The sequence below is a fragment of the Salmonella sp. GDC200615 genome (assembly GCF_050574145.1).
Taxonomy (GTDB): domain Bacteria; phylum Pseudomonadota; class Gammaproteobacteria; order Enterobacterales; family Enterobacteriaceae; genus Salmonella; species Salmonella enterica.
On sequence record NZ_CP192247.1, the window covers coordinates 852,326 to 876,727 of the forward strand.

Annotated in this window: 21 protein-coding genes, 2 pseudogenes and 1 other annotated feature; of the genes and pseudogenes, 12 read left to right on the plus strand and 11 right to left on the minus strand. The window is 51.6% G+C overall.

Going from position 1 to position 24,402, the window contains the following annotated elements; genetic code table 11:
- The first annotated feature begins 17 nt into the window (after window positions 1-17).
- Entirely contained in the window at window positions 18-1,250 is a 1,233-nt protein-coding gene (nadR, locus tag ACQ29O_RS04065; protein ID WP_001519486.1) for a multifunctional transcriptional regulator/nicotinamide-nucleotide adenylyltransferase/ribosylnicotinamide kinase NadR, read from the plus strand.
- Between the two features lie 117 nt (window positions 1,251-1,367).
- Here the strand turns inward: nadR and ettA are convergent, their stop codons facing one another.
- Window positions 1,368-3,035, minus strand: coding sequence for an energy-dependent translational throttle protein EttA (ettA, locus tag ACQ29O_RS04070; RefSeq protein ID WP_000046770.1), 1,668 nt, complete (start codon window positions 3,033-3,035; stop codon window positions 1,368-1,370).
- A gap of 175 nt (window positions 3,036-3,210) precedes the next feature.
- Between ettA and sltY the strand changes: the two genes are divergently transcribed.
- Both sltY and trpR read left to right on the plus strand, forming a co-directional pair.
- Entirely contained in the window at window positions 3,211-5,181 is a 1,971-nt protein-coding gene (gene sltY / locus ACQ29O_RS04075; protein WP_227417812.1) for a murein transglycosylase, read from the plus strand.
- 57 nt (window positions 5,182-5,238) lie between these two features.
- The gene (gene trpR, locus ACQ29O_RS04080) at window positions 5,239-5,565 is read left to right on the plus strand and encodes a trp operon repressor (protein WP_000192003.1); all 327 of its coding nucleotides are present in this window, start codon (window positions 5,239-5,241) and stop codon (window positions 5,563-5,565) included.
- A 101-nt stretch (window positions 5,566-5,666) separates the two neighbouring features.
- On the opposite strand, the gene yjjX is transcribed toward trpR, so the two are convergent.
- Window positions 5,667-6,182, minus strand: a complete 516-nt coding sequence (gene yjjX / locus ACQ29O_RS04085; RefSeq protein WP_000554317.1) for an inosine/xanthosine triphosphatase — start codon at window positions 6,180-6,182, stop codon at window positions 5,667-5,669.
- Between the two features lie 105 nt (window positions 6,183-6,287).
- Here yjjX and gpmB point away from each other — a divergent pair, with 105 nt between their 5' ends.
- Complete coding sequence (gene gpmB, locus ACQ29O_RS04090) at window positions 6,288-6,878, plus strand: 2,3-diphosphoglycerate-dependent phosphoglycerate mutase GpmB (RefSeq protein WP_049794091.1); 591 nt, start codon at window positions 6,288-6,290, stop codon at window positions 6,876-6,878.
- On the opposite strand, the gene robA is transcribed toward gpmB, so the two are convergent.
- Window positions 6,875-7,744, minus strand: a complete 870-nt coding sequence (gene robA / locus ACQ29O_RS04095) for an MDR efflux pump AcrAB transcriptional activator RobA (RefSeq protein WP_000371686.1) — start codon at window positions 7,742-7,744, stop codon at window positions 6,875-6,877. The genes gpmB and robA overlap by 4 nt on opposite strands.
- A gap of 211 nt (window positions 7,745-7,955) precedes the next feature.
- Between robA and creA the strand changes: the two genes are divergently transcribed.
- From creA to creD, 4 genes are read left to right on the plus strand one after another with little or no spacing between them, the layout of a single operon-like run.
- Entirely contained in the window at window positions 7,956-8,429 is a 474-nt protein-coding gene (gene creA, locus ACQ29O_RS04100) for a protein CreA (protein WP_000875811.1), read from the plus strand.
- A 12-nt stretch (window positions 8,430-8,441) separates the two neighbouring features.
- Window positions 8,442-9,131 carry a two-component system response regulator CreB gene (gene creB / locus ACQ29O_RS04105; RefSeq protein ID WP_001541504.1) on the plus strand — a complete coding sequence of 230 codons (690 nt, stop codon included), beginning with the start codon at window positions 8,442-8,444 and terminating at the stop codon, window positions 9,129-9,131.
- Window positions 9,131-10,555 carry a two-component system sensor histidine kinase CreC gene (gene creC, locus ACQ29O_RS04110; protein WP_001219533.1) on the plus strand — a complete coding sequence of 475 codons (1,425 nt, stop codon included), beginning with the start codon at window positions 9,131-9,133 and terminating at the stop codon, window positions 10,553-10,555. The genes creB and creC overlap by 1 nt, the downstream gene beginning before the upstream one ends.
- Window positions 10,556-10,612: 57 nt before the next feature.
- Complete coding sequence (creD, locus tag ACQ29O_RS04115) at window positions 10,613-11,962, plus strand: cell envelope integrity protein CreD (protein ID WP_000920395.1); 1,350 nt, start codon at window positions 10,613-10,615, stop codon at window positions 11,960-11,962.
- Window positions 11,963-12,019: 57 nt separating this feature from the next.
- Here the strand turns inward: creD and sthE are convergent.
- The 8 genes and pseudogenes from sthE to arcA form a co-directional block, all read right to left on the minus strand.
- Window positions 12,020-13,067 (minus strand): annotated as a pseudogene (sthE, locus tag ACQ29O_RS04120) (fimbrial major subunit SthE).
- Between the two features lie 40 nt (window positions 13,068-13,107).
- The gene (locus tag ACQ29O_RS04125; protein WP_020937330.1) at window positions 13,108-13,665 is read right to left on the minus strand and encodes a fimbrial protein; all 558 of its coding nucleotides are present in this window, start codon (window positions 13,663-13,665) and stop codon (window positions 13,108-13,110) included.
- A gap of 17 nt (window positions 13,666-13,682) precedes the next feature.
- Complete coding sequence (locus ACQ29O_RS04130) at window positions 13,683-16,220, minus strand: fimbrial outer membrane usher protein (protein WP_001160707.1); 2,538 nt, start codon at window positions 16,218-16,220, stop codon at window positions 13,683-13,685.
- 45 nt (window positions 16,221-16,265) lie between these two features.
- A pseudogene (sthA, locus tag ACQ29O_RS04135) lies at window positions 16,266-16,949 on the minus strand (fimbrial biogenesis chaperone SthA).
- Between the two features lie 70 nt (window positions 16,950-17,019).
- Window positions 17,020-17,565, minus strand: a complete 546-nt coding sequence (locus ACQ29O_RS04140; protein ID WP_000482236.1) for a fimbrial protein — start codon at window positions 17,563-17,565, stop codon at window positions 17,020-17,022.
- Window positions 17,566-17,903: 338 nt separating this feature from the next.
- Window positions 17,904-18,575, minus strand: coding sequence for a winged helix-turn-helix transcriptional regulator (locus ACQ29O_RS04145; protein WP_000811635.1), 672 nt, complete (start codon window positions 18,573-18,575; stop codon window positions 17,904-17,906).
- Between the two features lie 384 nt (window positions 18,576-18,959).
- Window positions 18,960-19,274 carry a hypothetical protein gene (locus ACQ29O_RS04150; protein WP_000749515.1) on the minus strand — a complete coding sequence of 105 codons (315 nt, stop codon included), beginning with the start codon at window positions 19,272-19,274 and terminating at the stop codon, window positions 18,960-18,962.
- A 266-nt stretch (window positions 19,275-19,540) separates the two neighbouring features.
- Window positions 19,541-20,257 carry a two-component system response regulator ArcA gene (gene arcA / locus ACQ29O_RS04155; protein ID WP_020937331.1) on the minus strand — a complete coding sequence of 239 codons (717 nt, stop codon included), beginning with the start codon at window positions 20,255-20,257 and terminating at the stop codon, window positions 19,541-19,543.
- A gap of 95 nt (window positions 20,258-20,352) precedes the next feature.
- Between arcA and yjjY the strand changes: the two genes are divergently transcribed.
- The 4 genes from yjjY to thrA all read left to right on the plus strand — a co-directional run bounded on the left by yjjY (window position 20,353) and on the right by thrA (window position 24,402).
- Entirely contained in the window at window positions 20,353-20,493 is a 141-nt protein-coding gene (yjjY, locus tag ACQ29O_RS04160; protein WP_001541509.1) for a protein YjjY, read from the plus strand.
- A gap of 399 nt (window positions 20,494-20,892) precedes the next feature.
- Entirely contained in the window at window positions 20,893-21,579 is a 687-nt protein-coding gene (locus tag ACQ29O_RS04165; RefSeq protein WP_001266771.1) for a tRNA/rRNA methyltransferase, read from the plus strand.
- 213 nt (window positions 21,580-21,792) lie between these two features.
- A complete protein-coding gene (thrL, locus tag ACQ29O_RS04170) occupies window positions 21,793-21,858 on the plus strand; it encodes a thr operon leader peptide (RefSeq protein WP_001575544.1) in 66 nt (21 codons plus the stop codon).
- Window positions 21,794-21,914, plus strand: a sequence feature (Thr leader region). Its footprint overlaps the gene before it by 65 nt.
- A 25-nt stretch (window positions 21,915-21,939) precedes the next feature.
- A complete protein-coding gene (thrA, locus tag ACQ29O_RS04175) occupies window positions 21,940-24,402 on the plus strand; it encodes a bifunctional aspartate kinase/homoserine dehydrogenase I (RefSeq protein WP_001264682.1) in 2,463 nt (820 codons plus the stop codon).

A 24,402-nucleotide genomic window follows, 5' to 3' on the forward strand; every position in this document is an offset into this window, starting at 1 on the left:
TCCAGCAGGAGGCTCTTGTGTCATCGTTCGACTATCTCAAAACCGCGATTAAGCAGCAAGGTTGCACTCTGCAACAGGTGGCTGACGCCAGCGGTATGACCAAGGGGTATCTGAGTCAGTTACTTAACGCCAAAATCAAAAGCCCCAGCGCGCAAAAACTGGAGGCGCTACACCGTTTTCTCGGGCTGGAGTTTCCCCGCCGACAGAAAAACATTGGCGTGGTGTTCGGTAAATTTTATCCATTGCATACCGGACACATCTACTTGATCCAGCGCGCCTGTAGTCAGGTGGATGAGTTGCATATCATTATGGGATATGACGATACGCGCGACCGCGGGCTGTTTGAGGATAGCGCCATGTCGCAGCAGCCCACCGTGTCGGATCGCCTGCGCTGGTTGCTGCAAACCTTCAAATACCAAAAAAATATTCGCATCCACGCCTTTAATGAAGAGGGGATGGAGCCTTATCCGCATGGCTGGGACGTCTGGAGCAACGGCATTAAAGCGTTTATGGCAGAGAAGGGAATACAGCCGAGCTGGATCTACACTTCCGAAGAGGCTGATGCGCCGCAGTATCTTGAGCATTTAGGGATTGAGACGGTGCTGGTCGATCCTGAACGCACGTTTATGAATATCAGCGGGGCGCAAATCCGCGAAAATCCGTTTCGTTACTGGGAATATATTCCTACAGAAGTGAAGCCGTTTTTCGTGCGTACCGTCGCGATTCTGGGCGGGGAATCAAGCGGCAAGTCTACGCTGGTCAATAAGCTCGCCAATATTTTTAATACCACCAGCGCCTGGGAATATGGCCGCGACTATGTTTTTTCGCATCTGGGCGGCGATGAGATGGCGTTACAGTATTCCGACTACGATAAAATTGCGCTGGGCCATGCGCAATATATTGATTTTGCAGTGAAATATGCGAATAAAGTGGCGTTTATCGATACCGATTTCGTCACCACCCAGGCATTTTGCAAAAAATACGAAGGGCGCGAGCATCCCTTTGTCCAGGCGCTGATCGACGAGTATCGCTTCGACCTGGTGATTTTGCTGGAGAATAATACGCCGTGGGTAGCTGACGGACTGCGAAGCCTGGGCAGTTCAGTGGATCGTAAAGCGTTCCAGAGCCTATTGGTCGAGATGCTGAAAGAGAACAACATTGAGTTCGTTCACGTTAAAGAGGCTGATTACGATGGCCGCTTTTTGCGCTGTGTGGAACTGGTGAAAGAGATGATGGGCGAGCAGGGATAAGAACCAATGCCTGATGCGACGCTTACCGCGTCTTATCAGGCCTACAGTTTCACAACGTATTGGAATCGCTGGTTTTGTAGGCCGGGTAAGCGCAAGCGCCACCCGGCATTCAGACGTTTATTTGGCAATACGCTTGTACTTGATACGCTTCGGCTCCAGCGCCTCGGCGCCCAGCGTGCGTTTCTTGTACTCTTCGTATTCGGTAAAGTTGCCTTCGAAGAATTCCACCTTACCTTCATCCTGATAATCCAGAATGTGGGTGGCGATACGGTCAAGGAACCAACGGTCGTGCGAGATAACCATCGCGCAGCCAGGGAACTCCAGCAGGGCGTTTTCCAGCGCGCGCAGGGTTTCGATATCCAGGTCGTTCGTCGGTTCGTCGAGCAGCAGGACGTTACCGCCCACCTGCAGCAGCTTCGCCAGATGCAAACGACCGCGCTCACCGCCGGACAGTTCGCCAACGCGTTTGCCCTGATCGACGCCTTTGAAGTTGAAGCGGCCTACATAGGCGCGGCTTGGCATTTCAGTGTTGCCGATCTTCATGATATCCAGCCCGCCGGACACTTCTTCCCAGACGGTTTTGCTGTTGTCCATCGCGTCGCGGAACTGATCGACCGAGGCCAGCTTGACGGTTTCACCCAGCGTAATGGTGCCGCTATCAGGCTGCTCCTGACCGGACATCATGCGGAACAGGGTCGATTTACCCGCGCCGTTTGGCCCGATGATCCCGACGATAGCGCCTTTCGGTACCGAGAAGCTCAGGTCATCGATCAGTACGCGGTCGCCGTAGGATTTACGCAGGTTGCTGACTTCAATGACTTTGTCGCCCAGACGCGGTCCTGGTGGAATAAACAGTTCGTTGGTTTCGTTACGTTTCTGATACTCAACGCTGTTCAGCTCTTCAAAGCGAGCCAGACGCGCCTTACCTTTTGACTGACGGCCTTTCGCGCCCTGACGCACCCACTCCAGCTCTTTCTCAATGGATTTACGGCGCGCCGCTTCGGCAGACGCTTCCTGCGCCAGACGCTGATCTTTCTGCTCCAGCCAGGAGGAGTAGTTGCCTTCCCACGGAATACCTTCGCCGCGGTCAAGTTCCAGAATCCAGCCGGCGACGTTATCGAGGAAGTAACGGTCGTGGGTAATCGCCACGACGGTACCTTCGAAGTCGTGCAGGAAACGTTCCAGCCACGCAACAGATTCGGCATCCAGGTGGTTGGTGGGTTCGTCGAGCAGCAGCATGTCCGGCTTTTCCAGCAACAGACGGCACAGCGCCACGCGACGGCGCTCGCCGCCGGACAGTTTTTCGACTTTGGCATCCCAGTCCGGCAGACGCAGAGCGTCAGCAGCGCGCTCAAGCTGCACGTTCAGATTATGACCGTCGTGCGCCTGGATAATCTCTTCAAGCCGGCCCTGCTCTGCGGCCAGCTTGTCGAAGTCGGCATCCGGATCGGCGTACAGCGCGTACACTTCATCCAGACGTTTGAGGGCGTTAACCACTTCCGAAACGGCCTCTTCAATCGACTCGCGTACCGTGTGTTCCGGGTTTAGCTGAGGTTCCTGCGGCAGGTAGCCAATCTTAATGCCGGGCTGCGGGCGCGCTTCGCCCTCGATATCTTTATCGAGACCCGCCATGATGCGCAGCAGGGTAGACTTACCGGCGCCGTTAAGGCCCAGCACGCCGATTTTGGCGCCAGGGAAGAAGCTCAGCGAGATGTTTTTCAGAATATGACGTTTCGGCGGAACCACTTTGCCGACACGATGCATGGTATAAACGAATTGAGCCACGTTGGACTTCGCCTCTATGTTTATCGTGATGGTGAATAGATGTCAAAGGCGAAGTGTAGCCTTTTTCCCTGCCTAAGCCCAGCCAGCAGATCGCACTCGCAATAAAAGTAAAAAAGTGTCCGTAACGTGGCGCAAATGGCTATGACTGGTTAGCATAAATTCATTACGCGGCATGATGCTGCATTGGATAACAATTGAGGAAGTGCTTGTGGATAGAGCCAAACCATTTGTCTGGCGTCTCGTCGCCGCCAGCGTATGCCTGCTGACCTTTTGTCACCTCGCGCGGGCCGACTCACTGGAAGAGCAGCGTAACCGCTATGCGCAGATTAAGCAGGCCTGGGACAACCGCCAGATGGATGTGGTAGAGCAGATGATGCCGGGTCTGAAAGATTATCCGCTCTACCCGTATCTGGAATACCGTAAGATCACCGACGATTTGATGAACCAACCGGCGATTGCCGTCACGCAGTTTGTGCGCGCCAATCCTACGCTTCCGCCTGCGCGTACGCTGCAATCACGCTTCGTCAATGAGCTGGCGCGTCGTGAAGACTGGCGCGGCTTGCTGGCGTTTAGCCCGGAGAAACCCGGCACCACGGAAGCGCAATGTAACTATTACTACGCGAAATGGAGTACCGGGAAAACGGAAGCGGCCTGGCAGGGCGCGAAAGACCTTTGGCTGACCGGCAAAAGTCAGCCGAATGCCTGCGATAAACTGTTCAGCGTCTGGCGGGCCTCCGGCAAGCAAGACCCGCTGGCGTACCTGGAACGTATTCGGTTGGCGATGAAAGCCGGAAATACGGGTCTGGTTACGGTGCTGGCCGGACAGATGCCGGCGGAATATCAAACGATCGCCTCAGCGATCATTACCCTCGCTAATGACCCTAATAACGTGTTGACCTTCGCACGCACCACCGGCGCCACCGATTTTACCCGCCAGATGGCGGAAGTCGCGTTTGCCAGCGTCGCCCGCCAGGACGCGGAAAATGCGCGTCTGATGATCCCCTCGCTGGTACAGGCGCAGAAACTTAATGAGGAACAAACGCAGGCGCTGCGCGATATCGTTGCCTGGCGACTGATGGGCAACGATGTGACCGATGCGCAAGCGAAATGGCGCGATGACGCGATTATGCGCTCGCAATCGACGTCGCTTATCGAGCGGCGCGTGCGTATGGCGCTGGGGATGGGCGATCGTCGCGGTCTCAATACCTGGCTTGCCCGACTGCCAATGGAGGCGAAAGAGAAAGACGAGTGGCGTTACTGGCAGGCGGATTTATTGCTGGAGCGCGGTCGTGACGCCGAAGCGAAAGAGATCCTTCATGCTTTAATGCAGAAGCGCGGTTTTTATCCGATGGTCGCGGCGCAGCGTTTAGGCGAAGAGTACACGCTTAAAATCGATAAAGCGCCCGCCAACGTAAACAGCGCGTTGACGCAGGGGCCGGAGATGGCGCGTGTACGGGAGCTGATGTACTGGAACCTGGATAACACGGCGCGCAGCGAATGGGCGAATCTGGTAAAAAGCCGTAGTAAATCTGAACAGGCGCAGCTGGCGCGCTATGCGTTTAACCAGCACTGGTGGGATCTGAGCGTACAGGCGACGATCGCCGGAAAACTGTGGGATCATCTGGAGGAGCGTTTCCCGCTGGCGTATAACGATCTTTTTACCCGCTATACCCGCGGAAAAGATATCTCACAAAGCTATGCCATGGCGATTGCCCGCCAGGAGAGCGCCTGGAACCCGAAAGTAAAATCGCCGGTAGGGGCCAGCGGCTTAATGCAGATTATGCCGGGAACGGCCACCCATACGGTGAAAATGTTTTCGATTCCGGACTACCGCGGCCCCGGCCAACTGCTGGAGCCGGAGACCAACATCAACATTGGCACCAGCTATTTGCAGTATGTCTATCAGCAGTTTGGTAATAACCGTATTTTCGCCTCGGCGGCGTATAACGCCGGGCCGGGGCGCGTGCGCACCTGGCTTGGCAATAGCGCCGGGCGTATCGATGCCGTAGCGTTTGTCGAAAGCATTCCCTTTTCGGAAACGCGCGGCTACGTGAAAAACGTTCTGGCCTATGACGCTTACTATCGCCACTTTATGGGGCAGAAAGAGGCCTTAATGAGCGACTCTGAGTGGCAGCGACGGTATTAATGCAGACGGGTTATGTTATCATTTGTACTCGTGTAACAGTACAAACGGCGGTATAACATGACCCAGCATTCCCCTTATTCATCGGCTATCGCCGAACAACGTAATCAGGAGTGGCTTCGTTTTGTGGAGTTACTCCGTCAGGCATATGCAGAGGATCTGCATCTGCCTTTATTACAACTGATGCTTACGCCGGACGAGCGTGAAGCGCTGGGAACGCGCGTGCGCATTATTGAGGAGTTGTTGCGTGGCGAAATGAGCCAGCGCGAGTTGAAAACCGAGCTGGGGGCGGGCATCGCCACCATCACGCGCGGGTCAAACAGCCTGAAATCCGCGCCGGTTGAACTGCGTCATTGGCTTGAGAACGTACTGCTGAAAAACGCCTGATTTGCTCGTAGGCCGGATAAGGCGAAGCGGCCATCCGGCAACATCGCCGCGAAATGCCAGATGGCGCTGTGCTTATCAGGCTTACAATATAGCGCAAATAATTATCGATACACCGCGTTATGAAACGGGCTGAGCGCCAGGATCACCGCCTGGTAGTAAACGCTGGAGCGCGTTAATTTTCCGGCGGTAAATACGCCAATGGCGCCCTCTTTGCGACCAATCTCGTCAATACCGGTATAGTGGGACATCACCGGGCCAAGCGCTTCTCCCTGGCGGACTCTGTCGAGAATGACGGCGGGCAGCGGCAGCGTGGCCGATCGCGCTTCACCGCGCTGAACGCCGTTATCAATCACCACCCAACTGAAGGTGGCGTCATCGTCAATTCCAGCTTCAATGGCTACCCAGAAATCAGCTTGTGGATGCAGGCGTCGCGCATTATCCACGCGATTTCGTGCGCCAGCACGCGTTTCCTCGCTTCCGAAGGGCTGCTCCGATACGCCGCTCTCGACGGCGACGGGCGTAATATGGCACGATCCTTCGCCGAAAATCTCTTCAAATGCCTGTAGAATTGCCTGAATTTTGGCAGGATTGGTGGTCGCAGAGATAACCTGGTGCATAATTAAGCTCAGTTTTAAAAATTTATCGCAGTATAACGGAAAAAAAACATGTTACAGGTATACCTTGTTCGCCACGGTGAAACGCAGTGGAACGCCGAGTGACGTATTCAGGGCCAATCGGACAGTCCCCTGACAGCAAAAGGCGAGCAGCAGGCCATGCAGGTAGGAGAACGCGCCCGCAGCCTCGGCATCACCCATATCATCAGCAGCGATTTAGGCCGCACAAAACGCACGGCGGAGATTATCGCCCAGGCGTGCGGGTGTGATATTACCTTTGACTCCCGCCTGCGCGAGCTGGATATGGGCGTGCTGGAAAAGCGCCAGATCGATTCGCTGACGGAAGAAGAAGAGGGCTGGCGTCGTCAGTTAGTCAACGGCACGCAGGATGGCCGCATTCCCGGTGGGGAATCGATGCAGGAGTTGAGCGATCGCGTTCATGCCGCGCTGGCGTCCTGTCTGGAGCTACCGCAGGGCAGCCGACCTTTATTGGTCAGTCACGGTATCGCGTTGGGCTGTCTGGTCAGTACTATACTGGGACTACCCGCCTGGGCGGAACGCCGGTTACGTTTGCGCAACTGCTCTATTTCCCGCATCGATTACCAGGAAAGCCAGTGGCTGGCGTCTGGGTGGGTGGTAGAAACCGCAGGGGACGTTTCGCATCTGGACGCCCCTGCATTGGATGAGCTACAGCGTTAACGACGAATCGGGATCAGAAATTCGCAGCGCAGGTTGATAGGGCGATCGCCGGTTTTGGTATCTTCTGACGGATAGTATCGCTCTATATCCTGCCCTTTACGACGGGTCAGATTCAGCATTGGCATACAGGTGCCGTAAACGGTCAGGATAAAATCCTGCACGCCGGTTCCTAACCCTTCATAGGTGAACATGACGTATTCACCGCCCTGCAACAGCACAGGATGCGCCGACTGAACATAGCCATCGGCCTGCTCTTGCGGCAGTGCGGTGGTATAGAATACTTCCTGCTCATCGTCTTTCTCCATGCTGGGGCGCGTTTCATTAAGCCCATAAAGCACTGGCGGAATAGTTGGCGAATGACCGAGGAAATCATGCCAGAATTGCACGCGCATTTCGTGGCGGAGGTCGGAAATCTGTTCCAGCGAGCAGGAATAGCTCTGCGTGACGCCAAGGAGCGGCGTATCTTCCAGCGTAACGAACTGATGTTCCGGCACGGTAAACTCGCCCAGCCGTAATGGCGGGCGAATGCCAAAGGCGCTCCATTCCGAGGAGCGACGATACAGCGCTGGCGTCTGGGAAAACTGTTTCTTAAAGGCGCGCGTAAAGGTTTGCTGAGAATCGAAGCGGTACTGAAGAGCAATATCCAGAATTGGACGCGCGGTCAAACGCAGCGCCACTGCTGATTTCGATAAACGACGGGCGCGGATGTAAGCGCCAATGGCGTGGCCCGTCACGTCCTTAAACATTCTCTGCAGGTGCCACTTGGAATAGCCTGCTTTTGCCGCCACATTGTCAAGTGACAGCGGCTGATCCAGATGACCTTCCAGCCAGATTAACAGGTCGCGAATTATGCCAGCCTGATCCATAAAATATCCCCATCCTTTCAACAACGAGCACCCGATATCAGGTAAGAGGATAATAGCATTTTTTGTTCTTTTAGCATTCAGTGTTTTTTTTGAGCTTAAATGCTTTTTTTAGGCAACGTGACAGGTAATTATTCTAATCCTGTGATCTATAACCATTTTATTTTAGAATGTCTAATAATTACGCAACGTAACTTTTATGAATGGTAACAATATGAAATACAAGAGCTTAGTACTTTTCTCAATTTTGTTGCTGCTGGGGCAGAGCGCCCGCGCGGAACAAATTGGTTCAGTCGATACGGTATTTAAAATGTTCGGTCCTGACCATAAAATCGTGGTGGAAGCTTTTGACGATCCTGATGTCAAAAACGTGACGTGCTATGTTAGCCGGGCGAAAACGGGCGGCATAAAAGGCGGATTGGGGCTGGCGGAAGATACGTCTGACGCCGCCATCTCTTGTCAGCAGGTCGGGCCTATTGAACTGAGCGACAAAATTAAGAACGGCAAGGCGCAGGGAGAAGTGGTGTTCAAAAAACGCACCTCATTGATATTTAAGTCATTGCAGGTCGTGCGTTTCTATGATGAGAAACGCAACACGCTGGCGTATCTGGCCTACTCCGACAAAGTAGTCGACGGGTCGCCGAAGAACGCCATCAGCGCGGTGCCGGTCATGCCGTGGCGACAATAATAGGGAAAGAGTATGCAGCAACCGCAGGTCTGGTTAGTCGAGGATGAACAGGGAATCGCCGATACGCTCATCTACACCCTGCAACTGGAAGGGTTTACCGTTGAGCTATTCGCTCGCGGGCTGCCTGCGCTGGAAAAAGCGCGTCAGCAACGGCCGGATGCGGTGATTCTCGATGTGGGACTACCGGATATCAGCGGCTTTGAGCTGTGTCGGCAGTTGCTGGAACGCCATCCTGCGCTGCCGATTCTTTTCCTGACTGCCCGTAGCGATGAAGTGGATCGATTGCTTGGTCTGGAGATCGGCGCAGATGATTATGTCGCCAAGCCATTCTCGCCGCGCGAAGTGAGTGCCCGCGTGCGCACGCTGCTGCGCCGGGTGAAAAAGTTTGCTGCGCCGTCGCCGGTGGTGCGTACCGGACATTTTGAACTCAATGAACCGGCGGCGCAGATCGCCTGGTTTGGTACGCCGCTCTCGCTGACGCGTTATGAGTTTCTGCTTCTTAAAACCCTGCTGCTGTCGCCGGAGCGCGTGTACTCGCGTCAGCAATTGATGGATATTGTCTGGTCTGATGCCCAGGAGACCTTCGAGCGGACGGTCGATACACACATCAAAACCCTGCGCGCTAAGCTACGCGCGATCAACCCGGATCTCTCGCCAATTAACACGCATCGTGGAATGGGATACAGCCTGAGGAGCGTCTGATGCGCATCGGAATGCGTTTGCTGCTGGGCTACTTTCTTATTGTCGCCGTCGCCGCCGTGTTTGTGCTGTCTATCTTTGTTCAGGAGATAAAGCCGGGCGTCCGCCGCGCGACGGAAGGGACGCTGATTGACACCGCAACGCTGCTGGCGGCGCTGGCCCGCGACGATCTCCTTTCCGGCAACCCGACTGACGGCCAGCTGGCGAAGGCATTCGCCCAACTGCAACATCGCCCGTTTCGCGCCAATATCAGCGGGATCGTCAAAGTGCGCAATGAATACCATGTCTACATGACGGATGCACAGGGGAAGGTGTTGTTTGATTCGGAAAACAAAGCGGTGGGGCAGGATTATTCTCGCTGGAATGACGTCTGGCTTACGCTGCGCGGACAGTATGGCGCCCGCAGCACGGCAAAAGATTCTGCCGATCCCAATAGCACCGTGATGTACGTAGCCGCGCCGATAATCAGCGATGGACGGATTATCGGCGTCCTGTCTGTCGGTAAACCGAATGCGGCAATGGCGCCGGTGATTAAGCGCAGCGAACGGCGCATTCTATGGGCCAGCGCCGTTTTACTGGGGATTGCGCTGGCGATTGGCGCGGGGATGGTCTGGTGGATTAACCGCTCCATCGCCCGGTTGACGCGCTATGCGGATTCCGTCACCGAAAACCGCCCACTTGCGTTACCTGCATTAGGCAGCAGCGAGCTGCGTAAACTGGCGCAGGCGCTGGAGAGTATGCGCATTAAGCTGGAAGGCAAGAATGACATTGAGCAGTACGTGTATGCGTTGACTCATGAGCTGAAAAGTCCGCTGGCGGCGATACGCGGCGCGGCGGAGATTCTGCGTGAAGGACCGCCCGCGGATGTGGTTACCCGCTTTACAGAGAATATACTGGCGCAAAATACGCGAATGCAGGCGCTGGTAGAGACCCTGCTGCGCCAGGCGCGGCTGGAAAACCGGCAGGATATCCCTCTCGCGCTGGTTGCTGTTGATGAACTATTTACGCAGCTTAGCGAGGCGCGCAGCATTCAGTTGGCGGCAAAAAATATCACCCTTACTCTACGGCCTTCCTCGCTGGTTGTCGTCGCCGACGCGGAGCTTCTGGCGCAGGCGCTGGGCAATGTGTTGGACAATGCTATCGACTTTACGCCTGAAAATGGCGTTATCACATTAAGCGCTCAGCCGATGGGGGAGAAAGCGATCCTGCAGGTGACGGATTCCGGCTGTGGTATTCCTGATTTTGCGCTGCCGCGCATTTTCGACCGATTCTATTCGTTGCCCCGTGAAAACGGACGTAAAAGCAGCGGGCTTGGGCTGGCGTTTGTCAGCGAGGCGGCGCGGCTCCTCAACGGTGAGGTGACGTTGTGCAACCGTCCCGAAGGCGGCGTGCTGGCCTCGTTGACACTTCACCGTCACTTCACATAACTTCAAATTCTCCCCACATCGCGTTCTTACACTGCTGGCATTGCAAAGGAGAACGCTATGTTGAAATCCCCCCTGTTGTGGAAAATGATTACGTTAGGCGGCGCCATGATCCTGCTGTTAATTCCCCTGATGATGGTACGGCACACCATCGTGGAACGTGCTGATTATCGAAGCCATGTGGAGAATGCTATTCGTCAGAGTACCAGCGGCCCACAAAAGGTTGTCGGCCCGCTGGTGGCGATTCCGGTGACAGAGCTCTATACCGTGCTGGAAGAGGAGAAAGAGGTCCAGTATAAGCGCAGCTATCTCTATTTTTGGCTGCCGGAGTCGCTATTGGTCGAAGGCAATCAAAACGTTGAAGCGCGAAAAATAGGTATTTATCAGGGGCAGGTGTGGCATACCGATATGGCGATAAAGGCGGAGTTTGATGTGGCCCGTCTGCATGAGCTGAACAGACCGAACATTACCCTTGGAAAGCCCTTTATCGTCGTGGGCGTCGGCGATGCGCGCGGTATCAGCGCAGTAAAAGCGCCGCAGGTCAATGGTGAAACGCTCACTGTAGAACCGGGGACCGGCTTACCGGAAAGTAGAGAGGGCATTCATATCCCGCTGCCGGACAGTCAGTGGGCGACGCGCAACCTGACGTTGGCGATGTCGCTAAATTTAAGCGGAACCGGCAGCTTTTCACTGGTTCCCGTCGGGCGTAGCAGTGAAATGACCCTGACCAGCAACTGGCCGCACCCAAATTTTGTGGGGGATTTTCTTCCCGGTAAACGCGAAATCAGCGGTTCAGGATTTCAGGCCCAGTGGCAAACCAGCCGGTTTGCCACGAATCTCGGCGAACAGTTTGCTGATGCGCAAAAGGTGGATTGGGACAACTTACCAGCGTTTAGCGTCGCTGTATCGACGCCAGCCGACCAGTATCAACTGACGGACAGAGCGACGAAATATGCCATTTTGTTGATTACGCTAACGTTTATGGCTTTCTTTGTCTTCGAAACCCTGACGGGGCAGCGGTTACACCCGATGCAGTATCTGCTGGTGGGGTTATCGCTGGTGATGTTCTACCTGCTGTTGCTGGCACTGTCGGAACATATCGGTTTCACGCCAGCCTGGATCGCCGCAAGCCTGGTGGGCGCGTTGATGAATAGCGTTTATTTGCAGGCGGTGCTGAAAGGATGGCGCAATAGCGTACTGTTTACGTTAGCGTTATTGGCGCTGGATGGCGTGATGTGGGGATTGCTGCGTTCGGAAGATAGCTCGTTGCTTCTGGGTACCGGCGTTCTGCTACTGGCGCTTGGCGGCGTGATGTTCCTGACGCGCCATCTGGACTGGTATTCGCTCTCTTGTCAGCAACGTAAGTCATTACCGCCAGTAAAAGATGACGAATTACGTTTGTGGAAATAAATATAACGGGCGCGCGCGTTAACGTTTTCCCGCGCAGCGCCAGAAAATGTGATGCCGTTAGTTATAGGTCAGGTTTAATGTTGCCGTGGCATTCGCTTGCCCGGCCGTTACCGTGGCGGCGGTTTTATAGTAGCGCGCGCTAATTTTCAGGGTGGTCGACATATTCATGGTTCCGCCGTTAACCGTCTGGCTGCCATCGGCATTGGTGGTAATCGTGTGAGTAAAGAGATCAATTTTTTGATTGATTGGCAAACTGTCGGTAAAGAAACCGGCGTCCGGCGCCTGAATACCCAACTGTACGCCAACGCCGGTTGCGCTGGTTGGCGCGCTCGCATTGCTCAACTGGATGACTGAATTATCAGGGTTATTTCCGCTGGCAGGCTGGGCGCTTAACGATGCGGAAATAGCGGTGCCTTGTTCGCAGGTCAATAAGATATCCTGCTCGCCTGTGCCCGCCGTTTGACTGTTAGCGAAACTGCCTAAATTGACGCTGCCTAAATCAACGGTGATGGCAGGTGTTTCTACCCGACATCCCATCGCTTTCATAATCAATTGCGTATTCCCCAAATACAGATGGGTCAGGATATCGCCGCCGGAGTCTTCCGTTGCGCTATCGCGAAAAGATACGCGCGCCAGTGGACTTTGGAATGTCGCGGTACCGGAGGTGATCGGACCTCCTAAGGCGACCAGTTCAACATTGTAGGCGGGAGCCATCGCATGGTGTGTTTTATTGCCATCGCCATTATGGTAGGTATTATCGATTGGCATGACATTATCGTAAGGGCCAGCATTCGTTTGGGTTTTAATCGCAACGCCCACGCCGGAAATCCCGGTGCTAAATACCGGCGTGTTGTTCCCGTCATTCGCATTGATTGTCGCTGATGTATTTGGCTGCGCGCTACCGGGTTCATATAAAAATCCGACCTTATAATCGCGACTACAGCCATCCATTGTGACTTCGGAGGTGGAAACCCAGCCCGATTGCCACAAGCTGCGACGGCGGGGTGATAGTGATCGCGCCTTCATTACCGGAACGTTTACAGGAGGCGTAACTATGACCGGAATACGCGAACAGCAGAATAAGCGCCAGATATAACCTTCTCATGAAAAATTCCTGCTTTTATACCAGGTGAAATAGAAAGATGTTATTGCCATGCAATAGTGATCGTCACAACGGACGTGAAATCCCCTGCCGTGACTTTTCCATACGGGGTATACATCTTTGCGGCGACAGGCAAATTGGCTTCATGGGTATTACTGTTGATATCCACCGTGTAAGTGACGTTGTTGGCCAGATTGACCAGACTTTTACCGTCCAGGTTAAAAAGCTGTAATCCTAAATCCTGCGCCGGATTGGCCGCGCTGTTTGCATAAATCGCAGAAGCATAATTTGGATCGGGATAAGGTACGCCGTTAAATGAAATCGCGGCTTTTGTGGTCGTTGCCGGGCAATTCGTCATTTTTATGGTGAAAGGAATGGTGGCGGTATTGCCGCCGGCCACGGCGATATCCGCCCGGGCATATTGTCCAAGAGAGAGCGTGTCGGGGACCGTCACGGTACACGGATCAGCATAAATTAATCCCGTAACGTTAATGTCTACGGCATCTGCGGTATTGTATGCCGCGCTGATCGATGGCGACCATAATGCCAGACCCGTGAACGTTAACAGGGCGGCTAATGCAGCAAATCTGTTCATATTCATCTTTTATCCCACCAGAATCACTGGCATTGCTCGTGTAAGATTTCTACGCCAGAAGCGGAGGGGGAGCTCGGTATACGATAAGAGACCTGACACCGGTCTGCTGCTGTTGGTCCCCACTTCACTAATAACCGCCCTTGTTTTTCCAGTCCGGTTAACCAGGCTTGCCCCGCATCACCAACAAAACTGCTGTGATTGTCTGGTTTTGTTAAAGACGAGACGGTCGCGCCAAAAGGAACAGGAAGATTGTTTATGCGGGTTAATACCATCAATGCCTTGTAACCAATATTGGTTTTATATTCAGCCCTGACCACCGCGCCACGGGTAGGCACCAGCGTTTTACTGGTATCAATGAGCTCAATATTTTTTCTAATGCCCGTCGTATCTAAAGAGACTTCATTACGATGGTAAGGCGAAGCATAAGGTACGACGGCATAACCCCGAAAATCGGTGTCCACGCCCGTTTCGTTATTCACGGGGACACCCGCTGCGCCAGGGGCTTTAACCAATATGATGGTGTCGTCCATTGGCTGGGATAGTGTCAGGCCATTTCGATGTAACAGTACGCCGCCCTGAACGCCATAATTCAGGCGACGCATATGATTATCGTAGCTATATCCGCCGTTAATATCCGCATACGTCCCGTTATAGGTTGCGCTCACATTACCGCTGGTGGCTTTCTCTTGAGAGGAATAACCTTCCTGAACGCTCCATGAGAGATTTTTCTGTGCCAGCGCTGTTCCGTTTAAACCGACAGTATGCGTGGTATCGCCGTCTTTCGCGGAGTTCATATTGTAGGTGGCATACGTTGACGGCATAAAGGCATCTAACGGAATGCTAATATTGATTGAAATTTGCTGGTCATTACTGTCTTCCGTATCGTCGTCTTCATCCTGAGAATTATCGGCGTTCAGCGTATAAGAATAGTTAATGCCATAGCTTACGTTATGCCATGTGTTGTTATAGCCAATACCTAATGATGTGGTATGAGTGTCATTCCAGTAATCTTCATTATATAAAGTGAGTGAAATGGAACCGTAGATAATGTCTTGCGATAACGACAGGTCGGTGCGATTACGTACATGATCATAGTGACTATTATCGCTATAGGTATCCAGCACATCCTCAAGAGCGTAGTAATCTTTGGTCGAATAACGGTAGCCGGCGACAGTGAAATTGGTACCTGTTGACTGAATATCTTTGCTGTAACGAATACGCCAGGATTGTCCGGTAAGCGTATCGCTAACCACATCGCCTGCTTTAATTTTTGACCATGAGTTGGTGACGTCTAAAGACAATGCGCCCAGATCGCCAAGGTTTAAGCCTGTCCCGATGAGCGCCGCATGATAAACATCATTGCTCAGCGTACTCTCTATTCCGCCATAGGCGGTTATGCCGCCTGCTAATCCGTATAAGGCCGTCAGTTCAGCGAAGTTCTGTTGCGCGGAATGCGTATCTGATGAACGCGTGCGGCCTACCGTCAGGTCGTATTTCAGGTGGCCTTCACGCTGTAATACCGGAACGCTGGCGTAGGGCACAATGAAATGCTGTTCAGAACCATCGGATTCTTTGATGGTGACGTACAGGTCGCCCGAACCGCCGGTTGGATAAAGATCGTTGATGGCGAATGGACCCGCCGGAACGTTAGTTTTGTAGATGGTATAACCGTTTTGTTCAACGGTTACCTGCGCGCTGCTTTTGGCCACCCCGCGAATGACCGGGGCGAACCCTTTCATACTGTCCGGCAACATATCGTCATCAGAAGAGATCTGTACGCCCTTAAATGAAATACTGTCAAAGACGTCTGCGGGCGTGTTATTTTCCCCGGCGATCAGCTGTCCTTTTAAAAATTCGATATCGCGAGAAACATAGGTGTAGGCAGAATCCCAGCTATTTTGCCCATCGCTATCATGATTCCAGGTTGAGTAGTTACGAAAACGCCATGCGCCAATGTTAATACCAGGGCGCAGGTTAGCGTATTCGCTATTTTCCGTCCGGTTTTCATCAATATCGTGATCCTGCGATCCGGTAAAACTGTAGTTCAGCAAAAAAGCATTAATGCCTTCATCCCATTCGCTGGTAGGGACGAATTCTCGCGGGTCGGCGATCAACGCGATTTGAGGGATCGCTAAATCCAGCCGGTTACCGATGACATTAAACTTTGCTACAGCGCCAGCCAGCAGACTAAGATCGGTACACCCGTTTGGGTCATTTTTAAGCTCGGGGAAGTTTTCTGTTTTTACGCCCCACTGCTTGAGTTGTTCAACGCTAAGACACGGCTGTAGGGAGAGCTTATTATCTGCTGATTTTTTATTTTTAAAGGCAATATTTTTTGTTTCAACACTGGTGTTATTAATATAAATATCAACATTATAGGTGCCTTCTGCCTGCCCCCCCTTTTCGAAAACCGATAGATCGACATTCTCCACGCCCGGTTCATCATTTTCCAACGATAATGGATTAAAATGATCATGCGCTAACGCTGGTTTTATGGAACAGCATATAAAGAGAAACGATAACGCTAATTGAGAACGGGGCTCTACTCTGGAGAATTGCACAGTAAAAGTCCTGAAAGGGTAAAAGTAAAGTGAAGTCGTTAATGGCTAGAATGAACCGGAATGCGGCTCTAAACTCATCCCATAATCGCTGATTAATCGCCACGTTACCGTGCCATGAGGGGCGGCAGTAGAACCCAATTTAAATGACGCTGATGATTTTGGCGGAACGAAGGTCGCTGATTTCACTTCATGGCTGTTAAGCGTCACACTGGCAAAGTTCATATAATAGGGAGTGGGGTTATTTACGGTAATAACATCACCTGCCGTCTGCCATTTTAATTGTTGGCTCTGGCTATCAGGCGTTGATTTTGTTAATGCTGGCGGTCGATATATAAGCTTTATTTGGGTATTAATGGAGATTTCCACGCGGTTCGCGGAGGCATTATCATCAATAGAAGGAATACCCTTAATATTGAGCCAGTACATAGATTCCCGATCTGCAGGTAGGGGGGCGCCAGAGCGAATAACCCGAATACTGTTCTTTTGCCCGGCATCAAGGCGAAAAAGAGGCGGGGTGATAATAAACGCCTGCTTATTTGTGACCTAGGGATCGGCAACCGATAACCATGACTGAACAAGATTCGCTTTGCTGTCTTTATTCTCTACATTGATTGACGACTCATCATTATTGCCGTCGAAAACCAGTCGGGTTCCGCCAACAACAATGCTGGCATGGGCAACATGGCTTGTCAGTAATACGACCAACACGGATTTCTTTATGTGTTTCATTTTTTACTCTGTAAAGATGTTTTACGCTATGGACTGGCATCCTGCCTGTCCACATCAGGATGAGAATGCCTTACTGATACGAAACGGTATACGTAACCTGAGTGCTAACATCTCCACCGGTTACGGTTGCGGAACCATCGTTTGCCATGGCGGCGTAATAGATAAAGTCTGCTTTCGAGCCGTCGGTTGGCAGGTTTACTGCAGCATCATCCGTGTTATCTGTCACATCGCTATGTGAGGCGTTCTGAATAGAAATACCGACACCCGCGGCGCCCGTTTCCGATCCTTCGTCCGCGTTTTTGAAGTACGTTGGGTTGGAATCATCCGTTGCGCCGTGGAAGCGGAACATGGCCTGGGTTGGCACGCCAGTCCCTGCTTCCGGGCAGCTAACCAGGCTTACGGTAAACGGCACGTAATCGGTTGTGGCGCCTTTTTCCGCGATGCGTTCTTTGCTGTAATTGCCTAAATCAATGGTGGTATCCGTGGAGCCATTAACCTGAACCGTACACGCCTGATCGTAAATTTTGCCATTGAACGTAATCGTGTTCTGGGCAAATACCGGTGTGGATGCTACGGCAGTTAACATTGCCAGGATGATAATTTTCTTATTAAACATATTAATTGTTGCCTGATTCTATTCGCTGAAAAATAAAGATAGCTATATAAAATAAAATATTATATTTTACTCTGTATGCGCTTCTTTCTGTTCTGTAGATAAGCAGGCGGCTATTCTACGTATATCAACTATGAACTCAATAAAAATTCTGATGCAATATTGAACGGCAGTCCAGTTTCGGACCCGGTAACAAAGTTTAATAAAATACCACTAAAGAAGTATGGTTGATGACTAGATTTATAGAGCAAGATCTCTTTTTTGATAATAGTTGTTATTTCCTGGAGGATTTATTTAACTCTATATTGCTTTATTTTTAAGAATATACGACGCTTGTCCGTTTAAAATGAAACCGGCAGGTTTCGAAGCTCTAACAGTCTTCCATGCAGTATTTTTATATAGTCTCCCGCTTTTAGTTCTGAAAGTACCTGCATGATACGGCTGCGTGAAAGCCCGGTTCTCTGTTGTATGAAGTTCTGTGCGTTGATCTCAAATCGTGAGCTTTCAGGATACGACCACAGTTCAAGTAACAGCGCTTTTATCTGGCTATAGGCGTCCTGCCCGATAAGGTTTCTGTCACGGTTAGTCATGAAAGCAATGCGGTACATCAGGATGTTCGAAATGTCACGCCAGAGATGCTTTTCATCGGCTATTTCCACAAAATCTTTTACTGGGACAGGATAATATTCACAGGTGGTTTCGGCGATAAAAAAGACGTCTGAATTCTCTTCTAACTGGTATAAGTCAGCATAGGCATCTACAAGGCCTAAAATCATTGGTGAGACACCGCAGCCCATTACAATGCTGTCGATACGCCGACATACTTTAATAGCGCCTTTAGTGATTAACAGGATGTGGGATTGATTATCAATCTTGATATCCAGTGTTTTACCGGCCGTAATAGTGACAGGGGAGATGTTTTGAATAACGTGCCGATGAATATTTAAAATGGCTTGCAGGTTTTTTTCTTTCCCTGTGGGACGATACACATTCCCGCCGTTTAACTGCTTCATATCTTCCCCATTATTATGGCTGATAAAGTGGTTGACTATTAAAAGGTAAACATAAATTTAATATTCACTTAAAATTATAATTAAGTAAATTAAAATAGCCAACAAGAATATTTAAGTCAATGTATTCACCTTATCAATGCATGAGCGACAACGCTGTTTGTAAGGTTAACCATAGTAAATGTGATGATTTTATTTGCAATCATTTTATGACAGCTATCATAGGTACCGTGCTTAACGAGCGTGTAGAGCGTACAGGATAGCGAAGCGATGAACATCGCTGTTGTAGGATACGAATGAGAGAAAAGTACAAAATGCAGGCGGGCGGCGTTTTACTGAGCGAAATCGCCGCCTGCCGGAACTCCTCCCGGCGGGAGCCATAAGCGGTTAGCGGTACTGGACGATCAGACTTTGAATCTCCGGATGATCTTTTAACGACACGTGCCGTACCGTGGCGATTCCATTCATCAACGAAATAGCGTTTCCAGACGGTGTGGCGACTGTCTGCAAATGGGGGATATTATTCCGCAAACATGATACCTCGATATTGCGATCGTGAGGCGCAAGATTACAACCATATTCGACAATCTGGCCTTTGAAATGAATAACGCCTGCGGAGACCGGCGCGGTAGCAGCCAGCGCGGCTGATGAAGCTGACATCGCTGCACAAAACAGGTAGCAGCATAATGGTGATTTTTTCATCCTGTGAAACCTCACGTCCTGTGAGCATCCCCTTATTTTTTGGGGACCAACAAATCCCGTATATTACTCTTTAATGTAAATACACAAACTACCTTAACTTTCGCAAGCTGAGATAAACAGCGCTATACGACAATTTTTATGTAAAAGAGTACGTCATAACGGCAGGTCAGGAGGGAAAGCGAGGCCGCTTAGCGGAAGGGGAGCATAAGAAACAGCCAGTAAGAATAACTTACCGGCTGTTTTTACGGTTCGGCGCCTGGGCCGAATTAATCCTGCAGGTCGCCGCAGAAGCGATAACCTTCGCCGTGAATGGTGGCGATGATTTCCGGCGTATCCGGCGTGGATTCGAAATGCTTACGAATACGACGAATGGTAACGTCAACAGTACGGTCATGCGGCTTCAGCTCGCGGCCGGTCATTTTCTTCAACAGCTCTGCGCGCGACTGAATTTTGCCAGGGTTTTCGCAGAAGTGAAGCATCGCGCGGAACTCGCTGCGCGGTAGTTTATACTGCTCGCCGTCCGGGCCGATCAGTGAACGACTGTTGATATCCAGTTCCCAACCGTTGAACTTGTAGCTTTCAACGCTACGACGCTCTTCGCTGACGGTACCCAGGTTCATGGTACGGGACAGCAGGTTGCGGGCACGGATGGTCAATTCGCGTGGGTTAAACGGTTTGGTGATGTAATCATCCGCGCCGATTTCGAGGCCGAGAATTTTGTCGACTTCGTTATCGCGGCCCGTCAGGAACATCAGCGCAACGTTAGCCTGTTCACGCAGTTCACGCGCTAACAGGAGACCGTTTTTCCCTGGCAGATTGATATCCATGATCACCAGGTTGATGTCATATTCAGAGAGGATCTGATGCATTTCCGCGCCATCTGTCGCTTTGAATACATCATAGCCTTCCGCTTCGAAAATACTTTTCAACGTGTTGCGTGTTACCAACTCGTCTTCAACGATAAGAATGTGCGGGGTCTGCATGTTTGCTACCTAAATTGCCAACTAAATCGAAACAGGAAGTACAAAAGTCCCTGACCTGCCTGATGCATGTCGCAAATTAACATGATCGGCGTAACATGACTAAAGTACGTAATTGCGTTCTTGATGCACTTTCCATCAACGTCAACAACATCATTAGCTTGGTCGTGGGTACTTTCCCTCTGGACCCGACAGTGTCAAAAACGGCTGTCATCCTAACCATTTTAACAGCAACATAACAGGCTAAGACGTACCGGACACCTAATAAAACTACGCTTCGTTGACATATATCAAGTTCAATTGTAGCACGTTAACAGTTTGATGAAATCATCGTAGCTAAATGCTAGCTTTCATCACAAATTTGCAATATTCCAACTAGTTACGTAAGCCAACTAATAAATGTGATGAATCCAAAGAACAGGATCTATTTTAAATTAAATTATCCTAAATAAACAGTAGGATAACGGTGTTCTGTTAACATAAACAGCAATAGTACAGATACGCAATAGTGTAGCGTCTTTTACGAAATCAAAAATGCTTTTTCAGTGATATCAGTTAAAATTTTGTAAATTTGCGAAGCGTAATATGCTTACAAACGCCAGCTAATTTCCTGTAAATTAGTCAAAAAGAGTAATGAAATGCGTGTAACAATCGTTCTTGTCGCTCCCGCCAGAGCGGAAAATATCGGCGCAGCCGCCCGGGCTATGAAGACCATGGGATTTACTGACCTGCGTATTGTCGACAGCCAGGCGCACCTGGAGCCCGCCACCCGTTGGGTCGCACATGGATCTGGCGATATTATTGATAATATTGAGGTTTTCCACACCCTTGCTGACGCGCTCCACGATGTGGATTTTACCGTCGCGACGACAGCCCGCAGCCGGGCAAAATTTCATTACTACGCTTCGCCCGCTGAACTGGTTCCCTTATTACAGGAAAAATCACGCTGGATGCGTCATGCCGCGCTGGTTTTTGGCCGTGAGGATTCCGGTCTGACCAATGACGAGCTGGCGCTGGCGGATGTATTGACCGGCGTGCCGATGGCGGCGGATTACCCTTCGCTCAATCTGGGACAGGCAGTCATGGTGTATTGCTATCAATTAGCAGGTTTAATGCAACAGACCACAGAATCCGTTGATATTGCTGATGAATCGCAGTTACAGGCGTTACGCGCGCGCCTTTTACGCCTGCTAACGACTCTGGAGGCGACCGATGACCACAAATTAACCGACTGGCTACAACAGCGAATCGGCCTGCTGGGACAGCGAGATACGGTAATGTTGCACCGTTTGGTCCATGATATTGAAAAAAAACTAACAAAATAACGTGCTGTAATTTTTAAAATAATAAGAGATTACGTCTGGTTGCAAGAGATCATGACAGGGGGAATTGGTTGAAAATAAATATATCGCCAGCAGCACATGAACAAGTTTCGGAATGTGATCAATTTAAAAATTTATTGACTTAGGCGGGCAGATACTTTAACCAATATAGGAATACAAGACAGACAAATAAAAATGACAGAGTACACAACATCCATGAACCGCATCAGCACCACCACCATTACCACCATCACCATTACCACAGGTAACGGTGCGGGCTGACGCGTACAGGAAACACAGAAAAAAGCCCGCACCTGAACAGTGCGGGCTTTTTTTTCGACCAGAGATCACGAGGTAACAACCATGCGAGTGTTGAAGTTCGGCGGTACATCAGTGGCAAATGCAGAACGTTTTCTGCGTGTTGCCGATATTCTGGAAAGCAATGCCAGGCAAGGGCAGGTAGCGACCGTACTTTCCGCCCCCGCGAAAATTACCAACCATCTGGTGGCGATGATTGAAAAAACTATCGGCGGCCAGGATGCTTTGCCGAATATCAGCGATGCCGAACGTATTTTTTCTGACCTGCTCGCAGGACTTGCCAGCGCGCAGCCGGGATTCCCGCTTGCACGGTTGAAAATGGTTGTCGAACAAGAATTCGCTCAGATCAAACATGTTTTGCATGGTATCAGCCTGCTGGGTCAGTGCCCGGATAGCATCAACGCCGCGCTGATTTGCCGTGGCGAAAAAATGTCGATCGCGATTATGGCGGGACTTCTGGAGGCGCGTGGGCATCGCGTCACGGTGATCGATCCGGTAGAAAAACTGTTGGCGGTGGGCCATTACCTTGAATCTACCGTCGATATCGCGGAATCGACTCGCCGTATCGCCGCCAGCCAGATCCCGGCCGATCACATGATCCTGATGGCGGGCTTTACCGCCGGTAATGAAAAGGGTGAACTGGTGGTGCTGGGCCGTAATGGTTCCGACTATTCCGCCGCCGTGCTGGCCGCCTGTTTACGCGCTGACTGCTGTGAAATCTGGACTGACGTCGATGGCGTGTATACCTGTGACCCGCGCCAGGTGCCGGACGCCAGGCTGCTGAAATCGATGTCCTACCAGGAAGCGATGGAACTCTCTTACTTCGGCGCCAAAGTTCTTCACCCTCGCACCATTACGCCCATCGCCCAGTTCCAGATCCCCTGTCTGATTAAAAATACCGGTAATCCGCAGGCGCCAGGAACGCTGATCGGCGCGTCCAGCGACGATGATAACCTGCCGGTTAAAGGGATCTCTAACCTTAACAACATGGCGATGTTTAGCGTCTCCGGCCCGGGAATGAAAGGGATGATTGGGATGGCGGCGCGTGTTTTCGCCGCCATGTCTCGCGCCGGGATCTCGGTGGTGCTCATTACCCAGTCCTCCTCTGAGTACAGCATCAGCTTCTGTGTGCCGCAGAGTGACTGCGCGCGTGCCCGCCGTGCGATGCAGGATGAGTTCTATCTGGAGCTGAAAGAGGGGCTGCTGGAGCCGCTGGCGGTTACGGAGCGGTTGGCGATTATCTCTGTTGTCGGCGACGGTATGCGCACGCTACGCGGCATTTCAGCGAAATTCTTCGCCGCGCTGGCGCGGGCTAATATCAATATCGTGGCGATCGCTCAGGGATCTTCTGAGCGTTCCATTTCTGTGGTGGTGAATAACGACGATGCCACCACCGGCGTGCGGGTAACGCACCAGATGCTGTTCAATACCGATCAGGTGATTGAAGTATTTGTCATTGGCGTCGGCGGCGTCGGCGGCGCGCTACTGGAACAGCTTAAACGTCAGCAAACCTGGTTGAAGAACAAGCACATCGATCTACGCGTGTGCGGCGTGGCGAACTCAAAGGCGTTGCTAACCAATGTGCATGGCCTGAATCTGGACAACTGGCAGGCGGAACTGGCGCAAGCGAACGCGCCGTTCAATCTGGGACGCTTAATTCGCCTGGTGAAAGAATATCATCTACTCAATCCGGTGATTGTTGATTGTACCTCCAGTCAGGCGGTGGCCGACCAGTATGCCGACTTCCTGCGTGAAGGATTCCATGTGGTGACGCCAAACAAGAAAGCGAACACCTCGTCGATGGACTACTACCATCAGCTACGTTTCGCCGCCGCGCAATCACGGCGCAAATTCTTGTATGACACCAACGTCGGCGCCGGTTTGCCGGTAATCGAAAACCTGCAAAACCTGCTGAATGCGGGTGATGAACTGCAAAAATTTTCCGGCATTCTTTCCGGGTCGCTCTCTTTTATTTTCGGTAAACTGGAAGAGGGGATGAGTCTCTCACAGGCGACCGCCCTGGCGCGCGAGATGGGCTATACCGAACCCGATCCGCGCGACGATCTTTCCGGTATGGATGTGGCGCGGAAACTGTTGATCCTCACCCGCGAGACGGGCCGCGAGCTGGAGCTTTCCGATATTGTGATTGAACCGGTGTTGCCGGACGAGTTTGACGCCTCCGGCGATGTGACCGCCTTTATGGCGCATCTGCCGCAGCTTGACGACGCGTTTGCCGCCCGTGTGGCGAAAGCTCGTGATGAAGGTAAGGTATTGCGCTATGTGGGCAATATCGAAGAGGATGGCGTGTGCCGCGTGAAGATTGCCGAAGTTGATGGTAACGATCCGCTCTTCAAAGTGAAAAACGGTGAAAACGCGCTGGCGTTCTACAGCCACTATTATCAGCCCTTGCCGTTGGTGCTGCGCGGCTACGGCGCAGGCAATGATGTGACGGCGGCGGGCGTGTTTGCCGATCTGTTACGGACCCTCTCATGGAAGTTAGGAGTTTAA

Coding starts and splice junctions, on each gene's coding strand:
- sltY (WP_227417812.1), top strand. CDS start 3,211: ATGCTGCATTGGATAACAATTGAGGAAGTGCTTGTGGATAGAGCCAAA.
- trpR (WP_000192003.1), top strand. CDS start 5,239: ATGACCCAGCATTCCCCTTATTCATCGGCTATCGCCGAACAACGTAAT.
- yjjX (WP_000554317.1), bottom strand. CDS start 6,182: ATGCACCAGGTTATCTCTGCGACCACCAATCCTGCCAAAATTCAGGCA.
- robA (WP_000371686.1), bottom strand. CDS start 7,744: ATGGATCAGGCTGGCATAATTCGCGACCTGTTAATCTGGCTGGAAGGT.
- creA (WP_000875811.1), top strand. CDS start 7,956: ATGAAATACAAGAGCTTAGTACTTTTCTCAATTTTGTTGCTGCTGGGG.
- creB (WP_001541504.1), top strand. CDS start 8,442: ATGCAGCAACCGCAGGTCTGGTTAGTCGAGGATGAACAGGGAATCGCC.
- creC (WP_001219533.1), top strand. CDS start 9,131: ATGCGCATCGGAATGCGTTTGCTGCTGGGCTACTTTCTTATTGTCGCC.
- creD (WP_000920395.1), top strand. CDS start 10,613: ATGTTGAAATCCCCCCTGTTGTGGAAAATGATTACGTTAGGCGGCGCC.
- ACQ29O_RS04125 (WP_020937330.1), bottom strand. CDS start 13,665: ATGAATATGAACAGATTTGCTGCATTAGCCGCCCTGTTAACGTTCACG.
- ACQ29O_RS04140 (WP_000482236.1), bottom strand. CDS start 17,565: ATGTTTAATAAGAAAATTATCATCCTGGCAATGTTAACTGCCGTAGCA.
- ACQ29O_RS04145 (WP_000811635.1), bottom strand. CDS start 18,575: ATGAAGCAGTTAAACGGCGGGAATGTGTATCGTCCCACAGGGAAAGAA.
- ACQ29O_RS04150 (WP_000749515.1), bottom strand. CDS start 19,274: ATGAAAAAATCACCATTATGCTGCTACCTGTTTTGTGCAGCGATGTCA.
- arcA (WP_020937331.1), bottom strand. CDS start 20,257: ATGCAGACCCCGCACATTCTTATCGTTGAAGACGAGTTGGTAACACGC.
- yjjY (WP_001541509.1), top strand. CDS start 20,353: ATGACTAAAGTACGTAATTGCGTTCTTGATGCACTTTCCATCAACGTC.
- ACQ29O_RS04165 (WP_001266771.1), top strand. CDS start 20,893: ATGCGTGTAACAATCGTTCTTGTCGCTCCCGCCAGAGCGGAAAATATC.
- thrA (WP_001264682.1), top strand. CDS start 21,940: ATGCGAGTGTTGAAGTTCGGCGGTACATCAGTGGCAAATGCAGAACGT.